Origin of the sequence: Patiriisocius sp. Uisw_017 (assembly GCF_047731265.1) — a bacterium.
Classification (GTDB): Bacteria; Bacteroidota; Bacteroidia; order Flavobacteriales; family Flavobacteriaceae; genus Patiriisocius.
In genome coordinates this window covers 2268729-2287516 of sequence record NZ_CP159835.1, presented here as the reverse complement: position 1 = coordinate 2287516, position 18788 = coordinate 2268729, and the positions used below count along the sequence as shown (strand labels likewise).

At 36.5% G+C, this 18788-nt stretch carries 14 protein-coding genes and 5 tRNA genes; 2 read left to right on the top strand and 17 right to left on the bottom strand.

Translation table 11 applies throughout. The features are described from left to right. Positions 1–299 precede the first annotated feature (299 nt). Complete coding sequence (locus ABXT67_RS10540) at positions 300–1898, top strand: peptide chain release factor 3 (protein WP_415373957.1); 1599 nt, start codon at positions 300–302, stop codon at positions 1896–1898. A 100-nt stretch (positions 1899–1998) separates the two neighbouring features. Here ABXT67_RS10540 and ABXT67_RS10535 read toward each other — a convergent pair whose 3' ends face one another. The 17 genes from ABXT67_RS10535 to rpsU form a co-directional block, all read right to left on the bottom strand. Continuing rightward, on the bottom strand, positions 1999–2313 hold the full coding sequence (locus ABXT67_RS10535) for a DUF3467 domain-containing protein (RefSeq protein ID WP_415373956.1): 315 nt from the start codon (positions 2311–2313) through the stop codon (positions 1999–2001). A gap of 106 nt (positions 2314–2419) precedes the next feature. Beyond that, positions 2420–6724, bottom strand: a complete 4305-nt coding sequence (rpoC, locus tag ABXT67_RS10530; RefSeq protein WP_415373955.1) for a DNA-directed RNA polymerase subunit beta' — start codon at positions 6722–6724, stop codon at positions 2420–2422. 176 nt (positions 6725–6900) lie between these two features. Next, entirely contained in the window at positions 6901–10713 is a 3813-nt protein-coding gene (gene rpoB, locus ABXT67_RS10525; protein WP_415373954.1) for a DNA-directed RNA polymerase subunit beta, read from the bottom strand. 137 nt (positions 10714–10850) lie between these two features. Next, positions 10851–11222, bottom strand: a complete 372-nt coding sequence (rplL, locus tag ABXT67_RS10520; protein WP_415373953.1) for a 50S ribosomal protein L7/L12 — start codon at positions 11220–11222, stop codon at positions 10851–10853. Between the two features lie 53 nt (positions 11223–11275). Continuing rightward, entirely contained in the window at positions 11276–11797 is a 522-nt protein-coding gene (rplJ, locus tag ABXT67_RS10515) for a 50S ribosomal protein L10 (protein ID WP_415373952.1), read from the bottom strand. A 12-nt stretch (positions 11798–11809) separates the two neighbouring features. Further along, positions 11810–12505 carry a 50S ribosomal protein L1 gene (gene rplA, locus ABXT67_RS10510; RefSeq protein ID WP_415373951.1) on the bottom strand — a complete coding sequence of 232 codons (696 nt, stop codon included), beginning with the start codon at positions 12503–12505 and terminating at the stop codon, positions 11810–11812. A gap of 14 nt (positions 12506–12519) precedes the next feature. Beyond that, the gene (gene rplK / locus ABXT67_RS10505) at positions 12520–12960 is read right to left on the bottom strand and encodes a 50S ribosomal protein L11 (RefSeq protein WP_415373950.1); all 441 of its coding nucleotides are present in this window, start codon (positions 12958–12960) and stop codon (positions 12520–12522) included. A gap of 76 nt (positions 12961–13036) precedes the next feature. Further along, the gene (nusG, locus tag ABXT67_RS10500) at positions 13037–13591 is read right to left on the bottom strand and encodes a transcription termination/antitermination protein NusG (RefSeq protein WP_415373949.1); all 555 of its coding nucleotides are present in this window, start codon (positions 13589–13591) and stop codon (positions 13037–13039) included. 5 nt (positions 13592–13596) lie between these two features. Then, positions 13597–13782 (bottom strand): preprotein translocase subunit SecE, encoded by a 186-nt coding sequence (gene secE / locus ABXT67_RS10495; protein ID WP_415373948.1) that lies wholly within the window; start codon positions 13780–13782, stop codon positions 13597–13599. Positions 13783–13904: 122 nt separating this feature from the next. After that, positions 13905–13977: transfer RNA gene (locus tag ABXT67_RS10490), tRNA-Trp, on the bottom strand. Between the two features lie 117 nt (positions 13978–14094). Further along, complete coding sequence (gene tuf, locus ABXT67_RS10485) at positions 14095–15282, bottom strand: elongation factor Tu (protein ID WP_415373947.1); 1188 nt, start codon at positions 15280–15282, stop codon at positions 14095–14097. A gap of 58 nt (positions 15283–15340) precedes the next feature. After that, positions 15341–15412: transfer RNA gene (locus ABXT67_RS10480), tRNA-Thr, on the bottom strand. A gap of 84 nt (positions 15413–15496) precedes the next feature. Continuing rightward, positions 15497–15569: transfer RNA gene (locus ABXT67_RS10475), tRNA-Gly, on the bottom strand. A gap of 97 nt (positions 15570–15666) precedes the next feature. Further along, positions 15667–15748, bottom strand: a tRNA-Tyr gene (locus tag ABXT67_RS10470). Positions 15749–15809: 61 nt separating this feature from the next. Beyond that, positions 15810–15883: transfer RNA gene (locus tag ABXT67_RS10465), tRNA-Thr, on the bottom strand. A 206-nt stretch (positions 15884–16089) separates the two neighbouring features. Further along, a complete protein-coding gene (locus ABXT67_RS10460; RefSeq protein ID WP_415373946.1) occupies positions 16090–16977 on the bottom strand; it encodes a tyrosine-type recombinase/integrase in 888 nt (295 codons plus the stop codon). Between the two features lie 121 nt (positions 16978–17098). Further along, on the bottom strand, positions 17099–17293 hold the full coding sequence (rpsU, locus tag ABXT67_RS10455) for a 30S ribosomal protein S21 (protein ID WP_151895261.1): 195 nt from the start codon (positions 17291–17293) through the stop codon (positions 17099–17101). Between the two features lie 193 nt (positions 17294–17486). Here rpsU and ABXT67_RS10450 point away from each other — a divergent pair, with 193 nt between their 5' ends. Beyond that, positions 17487–18749, top strand: a complete 1263-nt coding sequence (locus ABXT67_RS10450; RefSeq protein ID WP_415373945.1) for a YfaP family protein — start codon at positions 17487–17489, stop codon at positions 18747–18749. Positions 18750–18788: the final 39 nt, after the last annotated feature.

Genomic DNA, 18788 nt, shown 5'->3' with positions numbered 1-18788 from the left:
TTTTCAAATTTAAAAGATTATGTGTTAATCCCTATTTTATTTTTTATTTTGTACAAAAACGAATATTTATATATACTAAAGGAATTTCAATACATTCACTTAGTAAAACAACGTTTAAAATACAATTAAATCGTTTAACGACAAATTTAGGCGGTTAAACGTGTTAATACTTGCAGTATTTTGAACTAATAAAGTAGGAATTTACTTACCATAAAAGTGTAAATCAGTCATTTTACACTTATGATGAAGTATAAAATTTGACAAACTAGCTGTATATTTGCCAGTTAAATATTTACAAAATGTCTTTACAAAAAGAAATAAATAGGCGTAAAACTTTCGGTATCATTTCGCATCCAGATGCAGGAAAAACGACACTAACTGAAAAATTACTTCTCTTTGGAGGAGCGATTCAAGAGGCAGGAGCTGTTAAAAGCAATAAAATTAAAAAAGGCGCCACCAGTGACTTTATGGAGATAGAACGCCAACGTGGAATCTCTGTAGCTACCTCTGTACTTGCATTTGAATACGAAGGCATTAAAATAAACATTCTCGATACTCCAGGACACAAAGACTTTGCTGAAGACACCTTTAGAACCCTTACAGCAGTGGACAGTGTTATTGTAGTTATAGATGTTGCAAAGGGTGTTGAGGAACAAACCAAAAAACTGGTTGAAGTTTGTAGAATGCGCAATATCCCTATGATTGTTTTTATAAACAAATTGGATCGCGAAGGAAAAGATGCGTTTGAATTGTTAGATGAAATTGAACAAAAATTGCAGCTTAGGGTTACACCACTCTCATTCCCTATAGGCATGGGGTATGACTTTAAAGGCATCTATAATATATGGGAAAAGAATGTGAATCTTTTTAGTGGTGATAGTCGTAAAAATATTGAAGAAACTATTGAGATTGAAAATTTAAACAGCAAAGAACTGCCAAGACTTATTGGTGAAAAACCTGCAAAAGAATTACAAGAGGAATTAGAATTGGTTCAAGGAATTTATCCTGCATTTAATCGAGATGAGTATTTAGCCGGAGCGCTACAACCTGTTTTCTTTGGCTCGGCACTTAATAATTTTGGTGTTCGTGAATTATTAGATTGTTTTATCGAAATAGCACCTAAACCTCAACCCAAAGCTAGCGATACTAGGTTGGTAAAACCAGAAGAGAAGGAATTTTCAGGATTCGTATTTAAAATTCACGCTAATATGGATCCTAAACATCGAGACCGTTTAGCCTTTGTAAAGATTGTTTCAGGAGTGTTTGAAAGAAATATAAACTATTTGCACGTTCGTAATAATAAGAAAATGAAGTTTTCTAGTCCGAATGCATTTTTTGCTGAAAAGAAACAAATAGTAGACATCTCTTACCCAGGAGACATCGTAGGACTACATGATACTGGAAACTTCAAGATTGGTGATACATTAACCGAAGGTGAGAATATGCAATATAAAGGCATCCCTAGTTTTTCTCCAGAATTTTTTAAATATATTAACAACGCAGATCCTCTAAAAAGCAAACAGCTCGAAAAAGGAATTGATCAATTAATGGATGAGGGAGTTGCTCAATTATTCACGCTAGAATTAAATGGACGTAAAGCCATAGGTACGGTGGGAGCGCTTCAATTTGAAGTAATACAGTACAGGCTAGAACACGAATATGGAGCTATTTGCAGGTACGAAAACCTCAATGTACATAAAGCATGTTGGGTTGAAGCTAAAGACGGCAAGAGTGATGAATTTGCCGACTTTAAACGTACGAAATCTAAATATTTAGCAAAAGATAAACGAGGTCAACTTGTGTTCTTTGCAGATAGCGCATTTACACTACAAATGACACAAAGCAAATACCCTAACGTGAAATTACATTTTGTAAGTGAGTTTGAGCGCATAAAATAAGCGGTCAAGTAAAATTAAAAAGCCTCAAATCAATGAATGATTTGAGGCTTTTTTTGATTATTATTTACTGCAAACGGCTCCTGTTTAATTAGCACTATTACTATGCTTCTCCAGTAGGCCCAAAATTAATAGGCATTTGTGGTTGATTATTTTCTTTTATTGGTCCATGATTTTTCTCAAACCTAGAAACATTTTCGTTAAGCGCTTTTAAAAAACGTTTTGCGTGTTGCGGTGTAAGCACAATACGTGACTTCACTTTACTTTTAGGCACTCCAGGCATAATACTTACAAAGTCAACTACAAACTCGCTTTGTGAGTGATTTATAATTGCTAGGTTACTGTAGATACCTTGCGCAACATCTGCATCCAATTCAATATTTATTTGCCCTTTTTTTGGTTTATTATCGTCTGCCATAATTTTTTTTTGTGGTTGTAAGCAACCGTGATTTGTATTTTTTAAACAAGAAAATCCCGAAACAGTTGTCACGAGATTTTCATAAATATATAATAGAAAGCTTTTATTAGTTATAATTAACTTCCTGCTTTTCCTTGGTCATTTCTTCCAACTCCTCTTTTGAACCTACAATTAATGTTTCGTATGTTCTCATACCTGTTCCTGCTGGAATTTTATGTCCTACAATAACATTTTCTTTAAGACCTTCTAAGGTATCAATTTTACCAGCAACCGCCGCTTCGTTTAATACTTTAGTTGTCTCTTGGAAAGATGCTGCAGAGATAAATGATTTTGTCTGCAACGATGCTCTTGTAATACCTTGTAAAATTGGCGTTGCCGTTGCATTAACTGCATCACGAGCTTCTACTAGAGCTTTATCAGCTCTTCGTAAGATAGAGTTTTCATCACGTAATTCTCTTAACGTAAGTATTTGCCCTTCCTTAAGAATATCTGAATCTCCAGCATTCTCCACCACCTTCATACCAAAGATTTTATCATTCTCTTCAATAAAGTCAGACTTATGTACCAATTGGTTCTCTAAGAATAATGTATCACCACTATCGACAATTCGTACTTTACGCATCATTTGTCTTACGACTACTTCAAAGTGCTTATCATTAATTTTCACACCTTGTAAACGATATACTTCTTGTACCTCATTCACCAAGTACTGCTGCACTGCTGAAGGCCCTTTGATACGTAAAATATCCTCTGGTGTTATAGAACCATCAGAAAGTGGCATCCCTGCTCTCACGTAATCATTTTCTTGCACCAAGATCTGATTACTCAACTTAACAAGATATTTCATTACCTCACCAAGCTTAGACTCAACAATAATTTCACGATTACCACGTTTAATTTTTCCGAAAGAAACAACACCATCAATCTCACTTACTACCGCAGGATTAGAAGGGTTACGCGCTTCAAATAATTCAGTTACACGCGGAAGACCCCCTGTAATATCACCCGCCTTCGCAGATTTACGTGGAATCTTAACTAAGATTTTACCAATCTTTATTTTCTCGTTATCCTCAACTTGAATCAAAGCTCCTACTGGAAGGTTGTACGAACGAATTATTTCATCCTTCTTCCCTAAAATTTGTAGTGTAGGTATCTTTTTCTTATCTCTAGATTCCGTAATTACTTTTTCCTGAAAACCTGTTTGCTCATCAATTTCAACGGCAAAAGTTATCCCTTGCTCAATATTTTCATACTTGATCTTACCAGCAAATTCTGAAATAATTACACCGTTATAAGGATCCCATTGTGATACAACATCATCCGCTTTCAATGTATCACCATCTTTAATAAAGATCGTAGAACCGTACTGAATATTATTTGTACTCAACGTAATTCCCGTTTTCTTATCAATCAATTTCAATTCTGAAGTTCTTGATATTACGATATCAATATCATTCCCATCATTATCTTGTCCTTTAACTGTTTTAAGATCTTCAATTTCAGCAACACCATCAAATTTAACTTTGAGTTTGTTCTCTTCTGAAATGTTACCTGCAATACCACCCACGTGGAAGGTACGAAGTGTTAACTGTGTTCCAGGTTCACCAATAGATTGTGCAGCAACTACTCCTACAGCTTCTCCTCGTTGTACCATTTTATTAGTAGCAAGGTTACGACCATAACAAGCGGCACAAATACCTTTAGTAGCTTCACAGGTTAATGCTGAACGTACTTCCACAGCTTCAATTGGAGATGCTTCTATACTAGCTGCAATAACTTCATTTATATGTTGACCACTTGCTGCAAGTACTTCTTTAGTAAGTGGATTTATTACATCATTTAAAGAGGTACGACCTACTATTCTCGCTCCAAGTTTTTCAACAACTTCTTCATTTTTCTTTAATGCTTTTACTTCAATACCTCTTAATGTACCGCAGTCTACGGTGTTTACAATTACATCTTGAGACACATCAACTAATCTACGTGTTAAGTACCCTGCATCTGCCGTCTTTAAAGCGGTATCTGCAAGTCCTTTACGAGCACCGTGTGTAGAAATAAAGTATTCAAGAATTGAAAGTCCTTCTTTAAAGTTAGAAAGAATTGGGTTTTCAATAATCTCTCCACCACCACTGTTAGATTTCTTCGGCTTTGCCATTAAACCACGCATACCTGTAAGCTGGCGAATCTGTTCTTTAGATCCACGTGCTCCTGAGTCAAGCATCATATATACGGAGTTAAATCCTTGTTGATCTTCTCTAATACGTTTCATTGATAATTCAGTAAGACCTGCGTTTGTAGCAGTCCATATATCAATTACTTGGTTATATCGTTCGTTTTGAGTAATAAGCCCCATGTTGTAGTTTGCTCTAATAGCATCCACTTTTTCATTGGCCTCATCAATCATTGAATATTTCTCAGCAGGGATAATGATATCTCCAAGTGAGAATGACAATCCACCTTCAAATGCAAATTTATACCCTAAGGTTTTAATGGCATCAAGGAACTCTGCCGTTACAGGCACACTAGTCTTAGCTAAAATACCACCAATGATATCTCTAAGAGATTTCTTAGTCAATACTTCATTAATATAACCAGCCGCTTCAGGAACATTTTCATTGAAAATAACCCTCCCTAAAGTAGTTTCGATTATTTGATAAACAAGTTCTCCTGATTCGTTAAAATCTTTGGTTCTAATTTTAATCTGAGCGTTCAAATCAACCATCTTCTCATTATAAGCGATGACCGCTTCTTCAGAAGAATAAAAGGTTAATCCTTGACCTTTAACTTTCATCTCTTTTGTTGAAAGTCTGAGTTTCGTCATATAATAAAGACCCAATACCATATCCTGAGAAGGTACCGCTACTGGAGCCCCGTTAGCAGGGTTCAGAATATTATGAGAAGCAAGCATCAATAACTGTGCTTCAAGAATAGCTTCAGGTCCTAATGGAAGGTGAACCGCCATTTGATCCCCATCAAAATCGGCATTAAATGCCGTACATACTAATGGATGCAACTGGATGGCTTTACCTTCAATTAATTTAGGCTGAAACGCTTGTATACCTAAACGGTGTAATGTAGGCGCCCGGTTTAGTAATACTGGATGTCCTTTAAGGACATTTTCCAGGATATCCCAAACTACCGGCTCCTTTTTATCTATAATTTTCTTTGCAGATTTTACAGTTTTTACAATTCCTCTTTCAATCAATTTTCTAATTACAAAAGGCTTGTATAATTCTGCTGCCATTCCTTTAGGAATTCCACATTCGAATAATTTTAATTCTGGCCCGACAACAATTACTGAACGTGCCGAGTAATCTACACGCTTACCCAATAAGTTTTGACGAAAACGACCTTGCTTTCCTTTTAATGAATCTGATAAAGATTTTAAAGGACGGTTACTATCTGTTTTAACAGCTGAAGATTTACGCGTGTTATCAAACAATGAATCTACAGACTCCTGTAACATACGCTTCTCATTACGCAAGATTACCTCTGGTGCTTTTATCTCCATCAAACGCTTTAAACGATTGTTACGGATAATTACACGACGGTATAGGTCATTCAAATCTGACGTAGCAAAACGACCCCCATCAAGTGGCACTAAAGGACGTAATTCTGGCGGAATTATTGGAATTACTTTCATCACCATCCATTCTGCCTTGTTCTCTCTATTTTTGTTTGCATCTCTTAACGCCTCAACAACCTGAAGTCTTTTTAAAGCTTCCGTTTTACGTTGTTTTGATGTTTCATTATTAGCTTTATGACGCAATTCAAATGAAAGTGCATTTAAATCAATTCTTCTTAATAAATCGATCAAGCACTCCGCTCCCATTTTTGCAATAAACTTATTTGGGTCTTCATCGTCTAAGTATTGATTTTCTTGTGGGATACTTTCAAGAATAGTCAAGTATTCTTCTTCTGTAAGGAAATCCAATGTTTTAACCGGTTCTCCTTCTTCATTCTTTGCAATACCCGGTTGAATTACTACGTATCTCTCGTAGTATATTATCATATCTAACTTCTTTGAAGGCAGCCCTAATAAATATCCTATCTTGTTTGGTAAACTACGGAAGTACCAAATGTGAGCAACAGGAACCACCAAGTTGATGTGTCCTACTCTATCACGACGTACTTTCTTTTCAGTTACCTCTACACCACAACGATCACATACAATACCTTTGTAACGAATTCTTTTATATTTTCCACAAGCACATTCATAATCCTTTACAGGCCCAAAAATACGCTCACAAAACAAACCGTCACGCTCTGGTTTGTGCGTACGGTAGTTTATCGTTTCTGGTTTTAATACCTCACCACGAGATTCACCTAATATTTTTTCAGGAGAGGATAATCCAATAGAAATCTTACTGAATTTTGGTGCTACTTGTTCTCTATTATTATTTCTTGCCATAATTTTTTGTAAAAAAATTAATTGAGATACGATTCATCGCATCTGTACTTTTTGAATTTGTGTGGGATTCTATCCCTATAGCTTCCCCGCATAAAATACGGTTCTAATCTTGTGACGTGATATACACGCCCATCGTTCCATTGAGACGCAATGTGAATTGCGTCTCTACGGCACGATTATTCTTCTAGTCTAATATCCAGACCAAGACCTTTCAATTCGTGCATTAACACGTTGAATGATTCTGGTAATCCTGGCTCTGGCATTAATTCACCTTTAACGATCGCTTCGTACGTTTTTGCTCTTCCGATAACATCATCAGACTTTACAGTCAAGATTTCACGTAAGGTTGCCGATGCTCCATAAGCCTCTAGCGCCCATACTTCCATCTCTCCAAAACGCTGACCACCAAATTGTGCTTTACCACCTAAAGGTTGTTGCGTAATTAATGAGTATGGTCCAATAGAACGCGCGTGCATCTTATCGTCAACCATATGACCAAGTTTAAGCATATAGATAATACCCACTGTTGCTGGTTGATCAAAACGCTGTCCTGTACCACCATCAAATAGATAAGTATGACCAAATCTTGGAATTTCAGCCTCATCAGTCAATTCATTTATTTGATCTAGTGTTGCGCCGTCAAAAATTGGAGTTGCATATTTACGACCTAATTTTTGTCCAGCCCACCCTAAAACAGTCTCATAAATTTGACCAATATTCATACGAGAAGGCACCCCAAGTGGATTTAATACAATATCTACTGGTGTTCCATCCTCTAAGAAAGGCATGTCTTCTTCACGAACTATACGAGCAACAATACCTTTGTTACCGTGACGTCCCGCCATTTTATCACCTACTTTTAATTTGCGTTTTTTAGCTACATAAATCTTAGCAAGTTTTAAGATTCCAGCTGGTAATTCATCACCTACCGAAATGGTAAATTTTTCACGACGTAAATTACCTTGAAGGTCATTTTCCCTGATACGATAGTTGTGCATCAAATCTGCAACCATCTCATTTGATTCATTATCTGTCGTCCAAACACCACCTACTAAATGCGTATAATCATCTACAACGTTCAACATTTTAAGTGTGTACTTTTTACCTTTAGGGAATACTACTTCACCTAAATCGTTTGTTACACCTTGTGCTGTTTTACCTGCTACGATTACAAAAAGTTTCTCAACTAATATGTCTTTTAAGGCGTCAAATTTAGCATCATACTGAATTTCTAATATCGAAATATCTTCTTTATCCTTTGCTCTCTTGCGCTTGTCTTTAATTGCTCTTGCAAACAATTTTTTGTTAATAACAACTCCTTTAAGAGAAGGAGACGCTTTTAATGACGCATCTTTAACATCACCTGCTTTATCACCAAAAATAGCACGAAGTAACTTTTCTTCTGGTGTAGGATCGCTTTCTCCTTTTGGAGTAATCTTTCCTATCAAAATATCACCAGGTTTTACCTCTGCACCAATACGAATCATTCCGTTTTCGTCCAAGTCTTTTGTAGCCTCTTCTGAAACGTTTGGTATATCATTTGTAAGTTCTTCGTTCCCTAATTTAGTATCACGAACTTCTAATGAATATTCATCTATATGTATAGACGTAAAGATATCTTCACGTACCACTTTTTCGGAAATTACAATCGCATCCTCAAAGTTGTATCCTTTCCAAGGCATAAAGGCAACCTTCATATTACGTCCAAGCGCTAATTCACCTTTTTCGGTTGCATATCCTTGACATAATACTTGCCCTTTAGAAACTCTATCTCCTCGCTTTACAATTGGCTTAAGATTGATAGAAGTACCTTGATTGGTTTTTCTGAATTTAACTAATTTGTATGTTTTGTCTTCGCTATCAAAACTAACCATCCCTGCTTTTTCAGTTCGGTCATATTTAATCGTGATTTCATTCGCATCTACATATTCTACAGTACCATCTCCTTCAGCATTAATTAATACTCTAGAATCACTAGCAACTTGTCTTTCAAGACCTGTTCCTACAATTGGAGAATCTGCAATTAATAAAGGTACGGCCTGACGCATCATGTTTGATCCCATCAATGCACGGTTGGCATCATCATGTTCCAAGAAAGGAATTAACGATGCTGAAATAGAAGCAATCTGGTTAGGAGCAACATCGGCATAATTTACCTGCGTGGGCTCTACTACCGGGAAATCACCTTCTTCACGAGCAATAACTCTATCTGTATCTATCTTTCCATTCGCATCTAAAGGTATGTTAGCCTGCGCGATCATTTGTCCTTCTTCTTCTTCAGCTGAAAGATATTGTGGTGTTGTTTTTAAATCGATGACACCATTAGTTACTTTGCGATATGGAGTTTCAATAAACCCTAAATTATTCACCTTTGCATAAACAGCAAGTGATGATATCAAACCAATGTTTGGTCCTTCAGGAGTTTCAATAGGACAAAGTCTACCATAGTGCGTATAGTGAACATCACGAACCTCAAATCCTGCTCTTTCTCTTGACAAACCACCTGGTCCTAGTGCTGAAAGTCTACGCTTGTGCGTGATTTCTGCAAGTGGATTGGTTTGATCCATAAATTGGGATAACTGATTCGTTCCAAAAAATGAATTAATTACTGACGATAATGTCTTAGCATTAATCAAATCTATAGGAGTAAAAACCTCATTATCACGAACGTTCATACGCTCCCGAATAGTTCTTGCCATACGTGCAAGACCAACACCAAATTGAGAAGATAATTGCTCCCCTACAGTACGTACACGACGGTTAGATAAGTGATCAATATCATCAATCTCAGCTTTCGAGTTGATAAGCTCAATAAGGTACTTTACAATAGTTATGATATCCTCTTTGGTAAGCACTTGCTTATCCATTGCAATATCAAGACCCAATTTTTTATTCATTCTATATCGGCCCACTTCACCCAAGTTATATCTCTGATCTGAGAAGAATAACTTATTGATGATACCACGTGCTGTTTCTTCATCAGGCGGTTCAGCGTTACGAAGTTGTCTATAGATATGCTCTACAGCTTCCTTTTCAGAATTCGTAGGATCCTTTTGTAGTGTGTTGTGGATAATTGCATAATCTGCTAAATGATTATCCTCCTTGTGTAATAATATTGTCTTTGAGCCAGATTCTATTATTTCTTCTATATGGTCTTTTTCAAGGACTGTATCACGATCAAGAATAATCTCGTTACGCTCAATAGATACAACCTCACCCGTATCTTCATCTACAAAATCTTCGTGCCATGTTTTCAAAACACGTGCAGCTAGTTTGCGACCTAAGTATTTTTTAAGTCCCGTTTTTGATGCTTTAACTTCTTCTGCAAGATCAAATATTTCAAGAATATCTTTATCTCTTTCAAAACCAATTGCGCGGAAAAGTGTCGTAACAGGTAATTTTTTCTTCCTATCGATATAAGCATACATTACGCTATTGATATCGGTAGCAAATTCAATCCAAGATCCTTTAAAAGGAATTACACGGGCTGAATACAATTTTGTTCCATTAGCATGGAACGATTGTCCAAAGAATACACCAGGCGAACGGTGCAACTGTGATACTACAACCCGCTCTGCACCATTGATACAAAATGTACCTGAAGGTGTCATATAAGGTATTGTACCCAAATACACATCTTGTACTATCGTCTCAAAATCTTCGTGCTCTGGATCTGTACAATAAAGCTTTAATCTGGCTTTAAGCGGCACAGAATAAGTAAGACCGCGCTCTATACACTCTTGAATAGCGTAACGAGGTGGATCTACAAAATAATCTAAAAACTCTAAAACAAACTGGTTGCGAGTATCTGTAATTGGGAAATTCTCTAAGAAAGTCTTGTAAAGTCCTTCTTGGCCTCTTTCTTCTGACTTGGTTTCCAATTGGAAAAAATCTTGAAACGATTTAATCTGGATATCCAAAAAGTCCGGGTAAGCCGGCTTATTTTGTACAGAAGAAAAATTCAATCTTTCAGTTAACGGTGCTGACATCTATGGACGGAATTTAATTATAAAAACTATGTGCTGCGTATATTCTAAAAATTATTAACCTTTATATACACAAAATGGTTTAGGTCTTTCCGAGCGTATCGGAAGACCTAAACCTTAAGGTTTGGAGTTGCGGAAGCTTATTTAAGCTCAACCTCTGCTCCTGCTTCTTCTAATTGTGCTTTTAAAGCTTCAGCTTCATCTTTAGATACACCTTCTTTTATTGGAGAAGGAGCACTATCTACTAAATCTTTAGCATCTTTAAGACCAGCACCAGTAAGTTCTTTAACTAGTTTTACAACTGCTAATTTACTTCCACCGGCTGCAGTCAGGATTACATCAAATTCTGTTTGTTCCTCAACAGCTTCAGCATCAGCACCACCACCACCAACAGCTACAGCTGCAGCAGCAGGCTCGATACCGTACTCATCTTTTAATATGGTAGCTAATTCATTAACCTCTTTTACGGTTAAATTAACTAATTGTTCTGCGAAATCTTTTAAATCTGCCATTTTCTATCGTTTTTAAAATTGTAATTTATTATTTGTAATTATTCAGTGCAATATTATTCTTGTCTTTCAGAAAGTGTCTTAACAATTCCCGCAATTGTATTCCCTCCACTCTTAAGAGCCGAGATAACATTTTGAGCAGGTGACTGTAATAGGGCAATAATATCTCCGATAACTTCTTCCTTGGATTTGATATTAACTAGATTATCTAGTTGATCGTCTCCTATGTAAATAGCTTCTTCAATATACGCTCCCTTTAGCAAAGGCTTCTCAGACTTTTTTCTAAATTCCTTGATTACCTTAGCGGGCCCGTTACCAGTTTCTGAAAACATTAATGATGTATTACCTTTAAGAGTATCGGATAAATTCCCAAAATCCTTATCGGCACTTTCCATTGCTTTTGCGAGCAATGTATTTTTAACTACAGCAATCTTTATTCCTGCTTTGAAACAAGCACGACGAAGGTTTGTGGTAGTACCAGCATCTAATCCAGAAATATCTGCAAGATAGATAATAGTACTATCTGTTAACTGTGCAGTCAAACTCTCGATTACTTGTGATTTTTCTTGTCTTGTCATAAGTTCTAAATTTTACTGATCAGTAAATCGCTTAGTGTCTATCTGAACACTTTGACTCATGGTACTAGACATGTATATACTTTTTATATACACACCCTTTGAAGCTTGAGGCTTCAATTTTACCAGCGTAGTTAATAATTCTCTTGCGTTTCCTGCAATTTTTTCAGCATCAAAAGATGCCTTACCCACTGCTGCGTGAACAATACCGTTCTTCTCAACTTTAAAGTCGATTTTACCAGCTTTCACGTCAGAAACTGCTTTCGCAACATCCATTGTAACTGTACCAGTTTTTGGGTTAGGCATAAGACCACGGGGTCCTAAAATGCGCCCTAAAGGCCCTAACTTACCCATAACACTAGGCATAGTAACAATAACGTCAACGTCTGTCCAACCTCCTTTAATTTTTTCGAGGTACTCATCTAGTCCAACATAATCTGCACCAGCTTCTAAAGCTTCAGCCTCCTTATCAGGAGTAACCAAAGCAAGAACCTTTACATCTTTACCTGTACCATGTGGTAAGGTAACAACACCCCTTACCATCTGATTTGCTTTTCGTGGGTCTACATTGAGACGCACAGCCAAGTCCACAGAAGGATCGAAGTTTGTGTTGGAGATTTCTTTTATCAAAACGGAAGCTTCTGCAACAGAGTAGGTTTTATCCTCCACTTTTCCAGCAACTGCCTTTTGGTTTTTTGTTAATCTTGCCATTTTATAGATTCTTTTTAGTTAAAAGGCGCATCACCTTTTGTTTTGATTCCCATAGAGCGCGCAGTACCAGCAACCATTTTCATAGCACTTTCTACCGTAAACGCGTTTAAATCGGGCATTTTGTCTTCTGCAATAGCTCTAATTTGATCCCAAGTAATGGTACCTACCTTTTTTACATGTGGCTCACCAGATCCTTTTTTGACCTTCGTAGCTTCAAGAATCTGCACTGCTGCTGGCGGTGTTTTTATAACGAAGTCAAAAGACTTATCCTTATAAACCGTAATCGCAACTGGCAATACCTTTCCTTGTTTATCCTGTGTTCTAGCATTAAATTGCTTACAGAACTCCATGATGTTCACACCGGCAGCACCTAAAGCGGGTCCAACTGGTGGTGACGGATTTGCCGCACCTCCACGAACTTGCAATTTTACTACTTTACTGACTTCTTTTGCCATTCTCTAATTTTTAATTAAACGTGATTATCTCTAAAGTGGAAGCCTCAGAAAGAATCTATTATATAGCGTGTAACAATTATACTTTTTCAACTTGCATATAACTCAACTCTAATGGTGTCTTTCTTCCAAAAATCTTAACCATTACTTCAAGCTTACGCTTTTCTTCATTTATCTTCTCGACCGTACCATTAAATCCATTAAAAGGACCATCTACCACTTTTATTGTTTCTCCAATGATAAATGGAATATTAATGTTATCATCTTTAACGGAGAGTTCATCAACCTTCCCTAACATTCTGTTAACCTCAGCTTGACGCAACGGGACAGGCTCTCCACCTTTCACTTCACCAAGAAATCCTATTACTCCATTTATACCTTTAATAATATGCGGAATTTCACCAACAAGACTTGCCTGAACCATAATGTATCCTGGAAAGAAAACACGTTCTTTCTGAACTTTTTTACCATTACGAACCTGAATTACTTTCTCAGTAGGAACAAGAATTTGTTCTATATAATCTGACAAATTAAGACGCGTTATCTCAGATTCAAGATATTCCTTGATCTTATTCTCCTGTCCACTTACTGAACGGACTACATACCACTTTTTTATACTTTTTGTTTCCGTCATTCTTATTATTTAATTAACTCAAAGTAATAAGCTATAACATTACTAAACACACTATCAACTCCCCATACCACTAGCGCTAGGACAATTGAAAATACTGCCACAATAACTGTTAACCTTTGTGCTTCAGCCCAAGGTGTCCAAGTGACATGATTTGTTAGTTCGCTATAAGACTCTTTAATATAATTTATCATTTCTAAAAGATGTTATCGTATTTGTATGGCTTATGACGCTTTCTTCAAAACAGTCTTCAAAAAAAGAAAACCAACTCAATATTAACCTGTTGTCTCGAACATTCACGGTTCGTTTCTTTTTGCACGGGTTGCGAGGCTCGAACTCACGACACCTGGTTTTGGAGACCAGTGCTCTACCAACTGAGCTAAACCCGTATATAAATCATTAATGATTTATGCTTCGGATGCCTATCAAGACAGGTAAACCCGTTATAAAAGTCAAGGCGCCCTGCAAAAACAGAACACCTTTGACCTCTTATTTATTTAATCTAATTAGTCTAAAATCTCAGTAACTTGACCTGCACCTACTGTTCTACCGCCTTCACGAATTGCAAAACGCAAACCTACAGACATAGCGATAGTTTGAAGAAGCTCAACGTGAATAGTTAAGTTATCTCCTGGCATTACCATCTCTACACCTTCTGGAAGCGATATTGTTCCAGTAACATCTGTCGTACGCGCATAAAACTGTGGACGATAATTATTATGGAATGGTGTATGACGACCACCCTCTTCCTTCTTCAAAATATAAACCTCAGCCTTAAACTTAGCGTGTGGTGTTACCGAACCTGGTTTAACAATTACCATTCCTCTAGAAATCATTGACTTCTCAATACCTCTTAAAAGAATACCAGCGTTATCTCCAGCCTCACCTCTATCAAGGATTTGACGGAACATTTCAATACCCGTAATAGTAGAAGTTAATTTCTCAGCTCCCATACCAATAATCTCAACAGGATCTCCAGTATTAGCAATACCCGTTTCGATACGACCTGTAGCTACAGTTCCACGACCAGTAATTGAAAATACATCCTCGATAGGCATTAAAAAAGGCTTATCAATCTCTCTTAAAGGCTCTTCTATCCAAGTATCAACCGCTTCCATTAATTCAATAACAGAATCAACCCATTTTTGCTCACCATTCAATGCACCTAATGCAGATCCAGCGATTACAGGTCCATTATCACCATCATACTCGTAGAAGGATAAAAGATCTCTGATCTCCATCTCAACTAGTTCAAGCAATTCGTCGTCATCAACCATATCTACTTTATTCATAAATACAACCATACGTGGAATACCCACCTGACGTCCTAACAGGATATGCTCGCGTGTTTGTGGCATTGGACCATCTGTTGCAGCAACAACTAAAATAGCACCGTCCATTTGAGCAGCACCAGTAACCATGTTTTTTACATAATCGGCGTGACCTGGACAATCAACGTGTGCATAATGACGATTAGCCGTCGCATATTCAACGTGAGAAGAGTTAATAGTTATACCTCGCTCTTTTTCTTCAGGAGCGTTGTCAATTTGGTCAAAAGCCGAAGCTTCTGAAAAACCAGCATCAGCCATCACCTTAGTAATAGCAGCTGTTAATGTTGTTTTACCGTGATCTACGTGTCCAATAGTACCTACATTTAAGTGTGGTTTTGACCGATCGTATGTTGCTTTTGCCATTGTGTATTAATTTAAACTTAGTTATTTATTAGTGTTTAATCGAATTCTAAAATTTTTGAGCCAATGACGAGAATTGAACTCGTGACCTCTTCCTTACCAAGGAAACGCTCTACCCCTGAGCTACACCGGCTTTATTATTTGCAGGTTCCAGGTTTAAAGTTTATAGTTAGACTTAAATACTAAACCAACAACTATTAACTTTTAACTTTTATAGAGCGGGAGACCAGGTTCGAACTGGCGACATTCAGCTTGGAAGGCTGATGCTCTACCAACTGAGCTACTCCCGCTTTTAAAAGAAAACCTCATGACAAGATTTTCAAACTTCAATATTTTTAAGAACTACATTCTTTACTTTTTACCACCGCAAACAAAAGGGTGACAATGTGGGGAGAGCAGGATTCGAACCTGCGAAGACGTAGTCAGCAGATTTACAGTCTGCCCTCGTTGGCCGCTTGAGTATCTCCCCAATCTAATTTTAAATTCTAAAAATTTAGACTCAAAATTAATGCAATATTTCAAAATTTAAGAGCCGATGGAGGGACTCGAACCCACGACCTGCTGATTACAAATCAGCTGCTCTAGCCAGCTGAGCTACATCGGCTTTTTACTGCTTTTTAAACTGAAAAATTCAGCATAAAAAAGTCCGCTATTTCTAACGGACTGCAAATGTAGGTAATTATTTATCTTCTCAAAACATTTTTTAAAAAAAATTAGTTGATTTATTTAAAAATATCTTTTTGGCAATCTATTTCCCTTCTATGTTCAGAATCTAACGAATAAATTCATTATTATTTCAAAAATAAAAATTCAAGAATTACGAGGATGTGCATTGCGATATACTTCTTTGAGCGCCGCTATATCATTGTGGGTATATACTTGTGTTGATGCCAAGCTAGAATGACCCAATAATTCCTTTACAGCATTTAACGCTGCTCCTTCATTCAATAAATGAGTAGCAAACGAATGCCTAAGAATATGAGGACTCGTTTTTACCTTAGCAGAAACTTGCTCAAAATATTTGTTAATTATACGATACACTAATACTTCGTAAACAGGTTTTCCTTTTGACGTTAGCAACAAACTTTGATTTAAATCTGAATCCTCAATTTCAGTTCTAAATTTCAAATATTTTGCAAGCGAGTTTAATACTGACGGTAATAAGGGGATAAAACGCTCCTTATTTCTTTTGCCCAATACCTTGATTGTTTTTTGAGCCTGAGAAATATCGGTTAATTTCAGCCCAACAAGTTCTGCTCTTCGCATTCCAGTTGAATAAAATAATTCGACTATTAATTTATTTCGAGTAGTTTCAAAATCATTTGCTTCACTTAAGTGTTCCAGTACAGCAGTTATTTCAGCTTCTGAAAATGGGATCTGCACTTTTGTACTTGTTTTTAGCGCCTTGTGTTTTGCTAAAGGCGTAGTTTCAATTGCCTGTACTTTTAGTAGAAATTTATAGAAAGTTCGTAATGAGCTTATCTTTCGATTTATAGTACGGTTATTTTTACCTTCATCAACCATAGAGACAATCCAGCTCCTAATCATACTATAATTTACTTCGGCTAGTTTATCAATCTCAAAATTTTGCAAAACAAACGACCCAAATGTTTGCAGGTCATTTTCATAAGCAATCAACGTGTTTTTTGAATACTTTTTTTCTAAAGCTAAATATTCTAAGTATTTTACAATTGACATAGTTCTGGTTAAAAGAATTGAATTCACAAACATAGTGACCATCGAAAGGTGAACAAAAAAAACCACTTTCAAAATTGAAAGTGGTTTTTATTATAATACTTTTTGAAAACAAAGAAATCTACTAGATCTCTTCTGCATCTCTAAGTCCTTGTATGTACTGTGCTTTCTGTATTTGTTTTCTTCTCACGACCGATGGCTTTGAGAATGCCTGACGTGAACGTAACTGACGCATTGTTCCTGTGCGGTCAAACTTACGCTTAAAACGTTTTAGCGCTCTGTCTATATTTTCTCCGTCTTTAACTGGTATAATTAACATAGTTCCATAACCTCCTCTCTATTGGACGGCAAAAATACTACAAATTATGAATTATGAATTGTGATTTGTGATTTTTTTTTAGAAGAAAGATGAAAAGACAAAAGCCTAATCATCAAAAAGTGTTTCCATTTTTCTGTTGTATCATATAAAAATTAATTTTATGAGAAAACAATTAACACTTAAAACTCTAATTATGAATTATTTAAAAACACTAATATTTACCTTGATACTATTTGCAACGGCTTTTTCTTGCACTCAGGATGAAGATAGCGATGAAATCCAAACTTCAGACTTACTCTATAAAGGCTTGGGAATTCTAGAAACAGGAATAAATGAGATGCCAATTATATTGCAACATGAGAATGGCGAACGCATTGTAACTATAGATACAAATGGCGATTCTTATGTAGACGGCTTGATATATACTAATGGTTCTGACTTTATGAATGTTGTTATCGATGAATACACACTTTTACCAAATAGAATCACAACAAGTGACAATACAGTTTTTCTATTCGCATTCAAGCAAAACAATACATTGGTTGATATAGGTGTTCTAAAACAAGATAATCAAGTAAATTATATCAGAGACATCGCTATTGTCATACCCGAGAGAGCGCCAACTAGAAACCCTGGAGAGGCTTTACAAGCGGCGAGTGTCGCAATAAGCGCAGTGGGCATTGCAATAGGAACGGTAACTTGTATTACCGCTGGAACTGGTTTGATTGTCAGTACGGCTGGTTTTGCAATACCCATAGCTTTGGCAACGTGTAGTTCACTTATTATAAACGCAATCACTCTAATTAATGAAAATTCAGACAACCAAAATATTGTCATAAATCAACTTGGGTCTGCTAATAATATATATAGTTATATAGCCGATACAATGGGTTGTCAGTCTGGTGACCCTGTTGCTTGTTACTCATTGATCCTTGGGGGAATTGGAGGAATCATCGACCAAACTCAAAACATTTTAAATACGATTGGGGAGCAAAATATAGCAATTGCAGAAGGCGCGCTTTTTTCTGGTTTTGGTGTTATAAAAGTTACTTTGGTCTGGGATACTACTAGCGATATTGATTTATGGGTAACAGATCCAACTGGAGAACAAATAGATTATACCAACACCACCTCTCAAAGCGGTGGCTATTTAGATGTGGATGACGTAGATGGATTTGGTCCAGAAAATATATTTTGGGCTTCAACGGCTCCATTAGGCAACTATATGGTTCAAGCACATTATTATGAGAGTAATGGTCAAGGCTCTACTAACTATACTATTCAAGTCCAGTATGGCGATTTAATTGAGACCTTTAGTGGGACTTTAGCTACCCAAGATGATTTGGCTTCAGTTACTTCATTTAACTATTCAGGCAGACAAAGTAACTTGATATTTAGTGAGCTTAACACTATAAGTCGTGCGGAAAGAATTACTGTAAAGAATCATGTGAAATAATGCTTGTTATAATATTAACCAAAAAGGGCATTTATAATG

What these genes read in the sequence shown, in the direction of transcription:
- ABXT67_RS10540 (WP_415373957.1), top strand. Translation starts at nt 300, where the DNA reads ATGTCTTTACAAAAAGAAATAAATAGGCGTAAAACTTTCGGTATCATT.
- ABXT67_RS10535 (WP_415373956.1), bottom strand. Translation starts at nt 2,313, where the DNA reads ATGGCAGACGATAATAAACCAAAAAAAGGGCAAATAAATATTGAATTG.
- rpoC (WP_415373955.1), bottom strand. Translation starts at nt 6,724, where the DNA reads ATGGCAAGAAATAATAATAGAGAACAAGTAGCACCAAAATTCAGTAAG.
- rpoB (WP_415373954.1), bottom strand. Translation starts at nt 10,713, where the DNA reads ATGTCAGCACCGTTAACTGAAAGATTGAATTTTTCTTCTGTACAAAAT.
- rplL (WP_415373953.1), bottom strand. Translation starts at nt 11,222, where the DNA reads ATGGCAGATTTAAAAGATTTCGCAGAACAATTAGTTAATTTAACCGTA.
- rplJ (WP_415373952.1), bottom strand. Translation starts at nt 11,797, where the DNA reads ATGACAAGACAAGAAAAATCACAAGTAATCGAGAGTTTGACTGCACAG.
- rplA (WP_415373951.1), bottom strand. Translation starts at nt 12,505, where the DNA reads ATGGCAAGATTAACAAAAAACCAAAAGGCAGTTGCTGGAAAAGTGGAG.
- rplK (WP_415373950.1), bottom strand. Translation starts at nt 12,960, where the DNA reads ATGGCAAAAGAAGTCAGTAAAGTAGTAAAATTGCAAGTTCGTGGAGGT.
- nusG (WP_415373949.1), bottom strand. Translation starts at nt 13,591, where the DNA reads ATGACGGAAACAAAAAGTATAAAAAAGTGGTATGTAGTCCGTTCAGTA.
- secE (WP_415373948.1), bottom strand. Translation starts at nt 13,782, where the DNA reads ATGATAAATTATATTAAAGAGTCTTATAGCGAACTAACAAATCATGTC.
- tuf (WP_415373947.1), bottom strand. Translation starts at nt 15,282, where the DNA reads ATGGCAAAAGCAACATACGATCGGTCAAAACCACACTTAAATGTAGGT.
- ABXT67_RS10460 (WP_415373946.1), bottom strand. Translation starts at nt 16,977, where the DNA reads ATGTCAATTGTAAAATACTTAGAATATTTAGCTTTAGAAAAAAAGTAT.
- rpsU (WP_151895261.1), bottom strand. Translation starts at nt 17,293, where the DNA reads ATGTTAATTATACCAGTTAAAGACGGAGAAAATATAGACAGAGCGCTA.
- ABXT67_RS10450 (WP_415373945.1), top strand. Translation starts at nt 17,487, where the DNA reads ATGAATTATTTAAAAACACTAATATTTACCTTGATACTATTTGCAACG.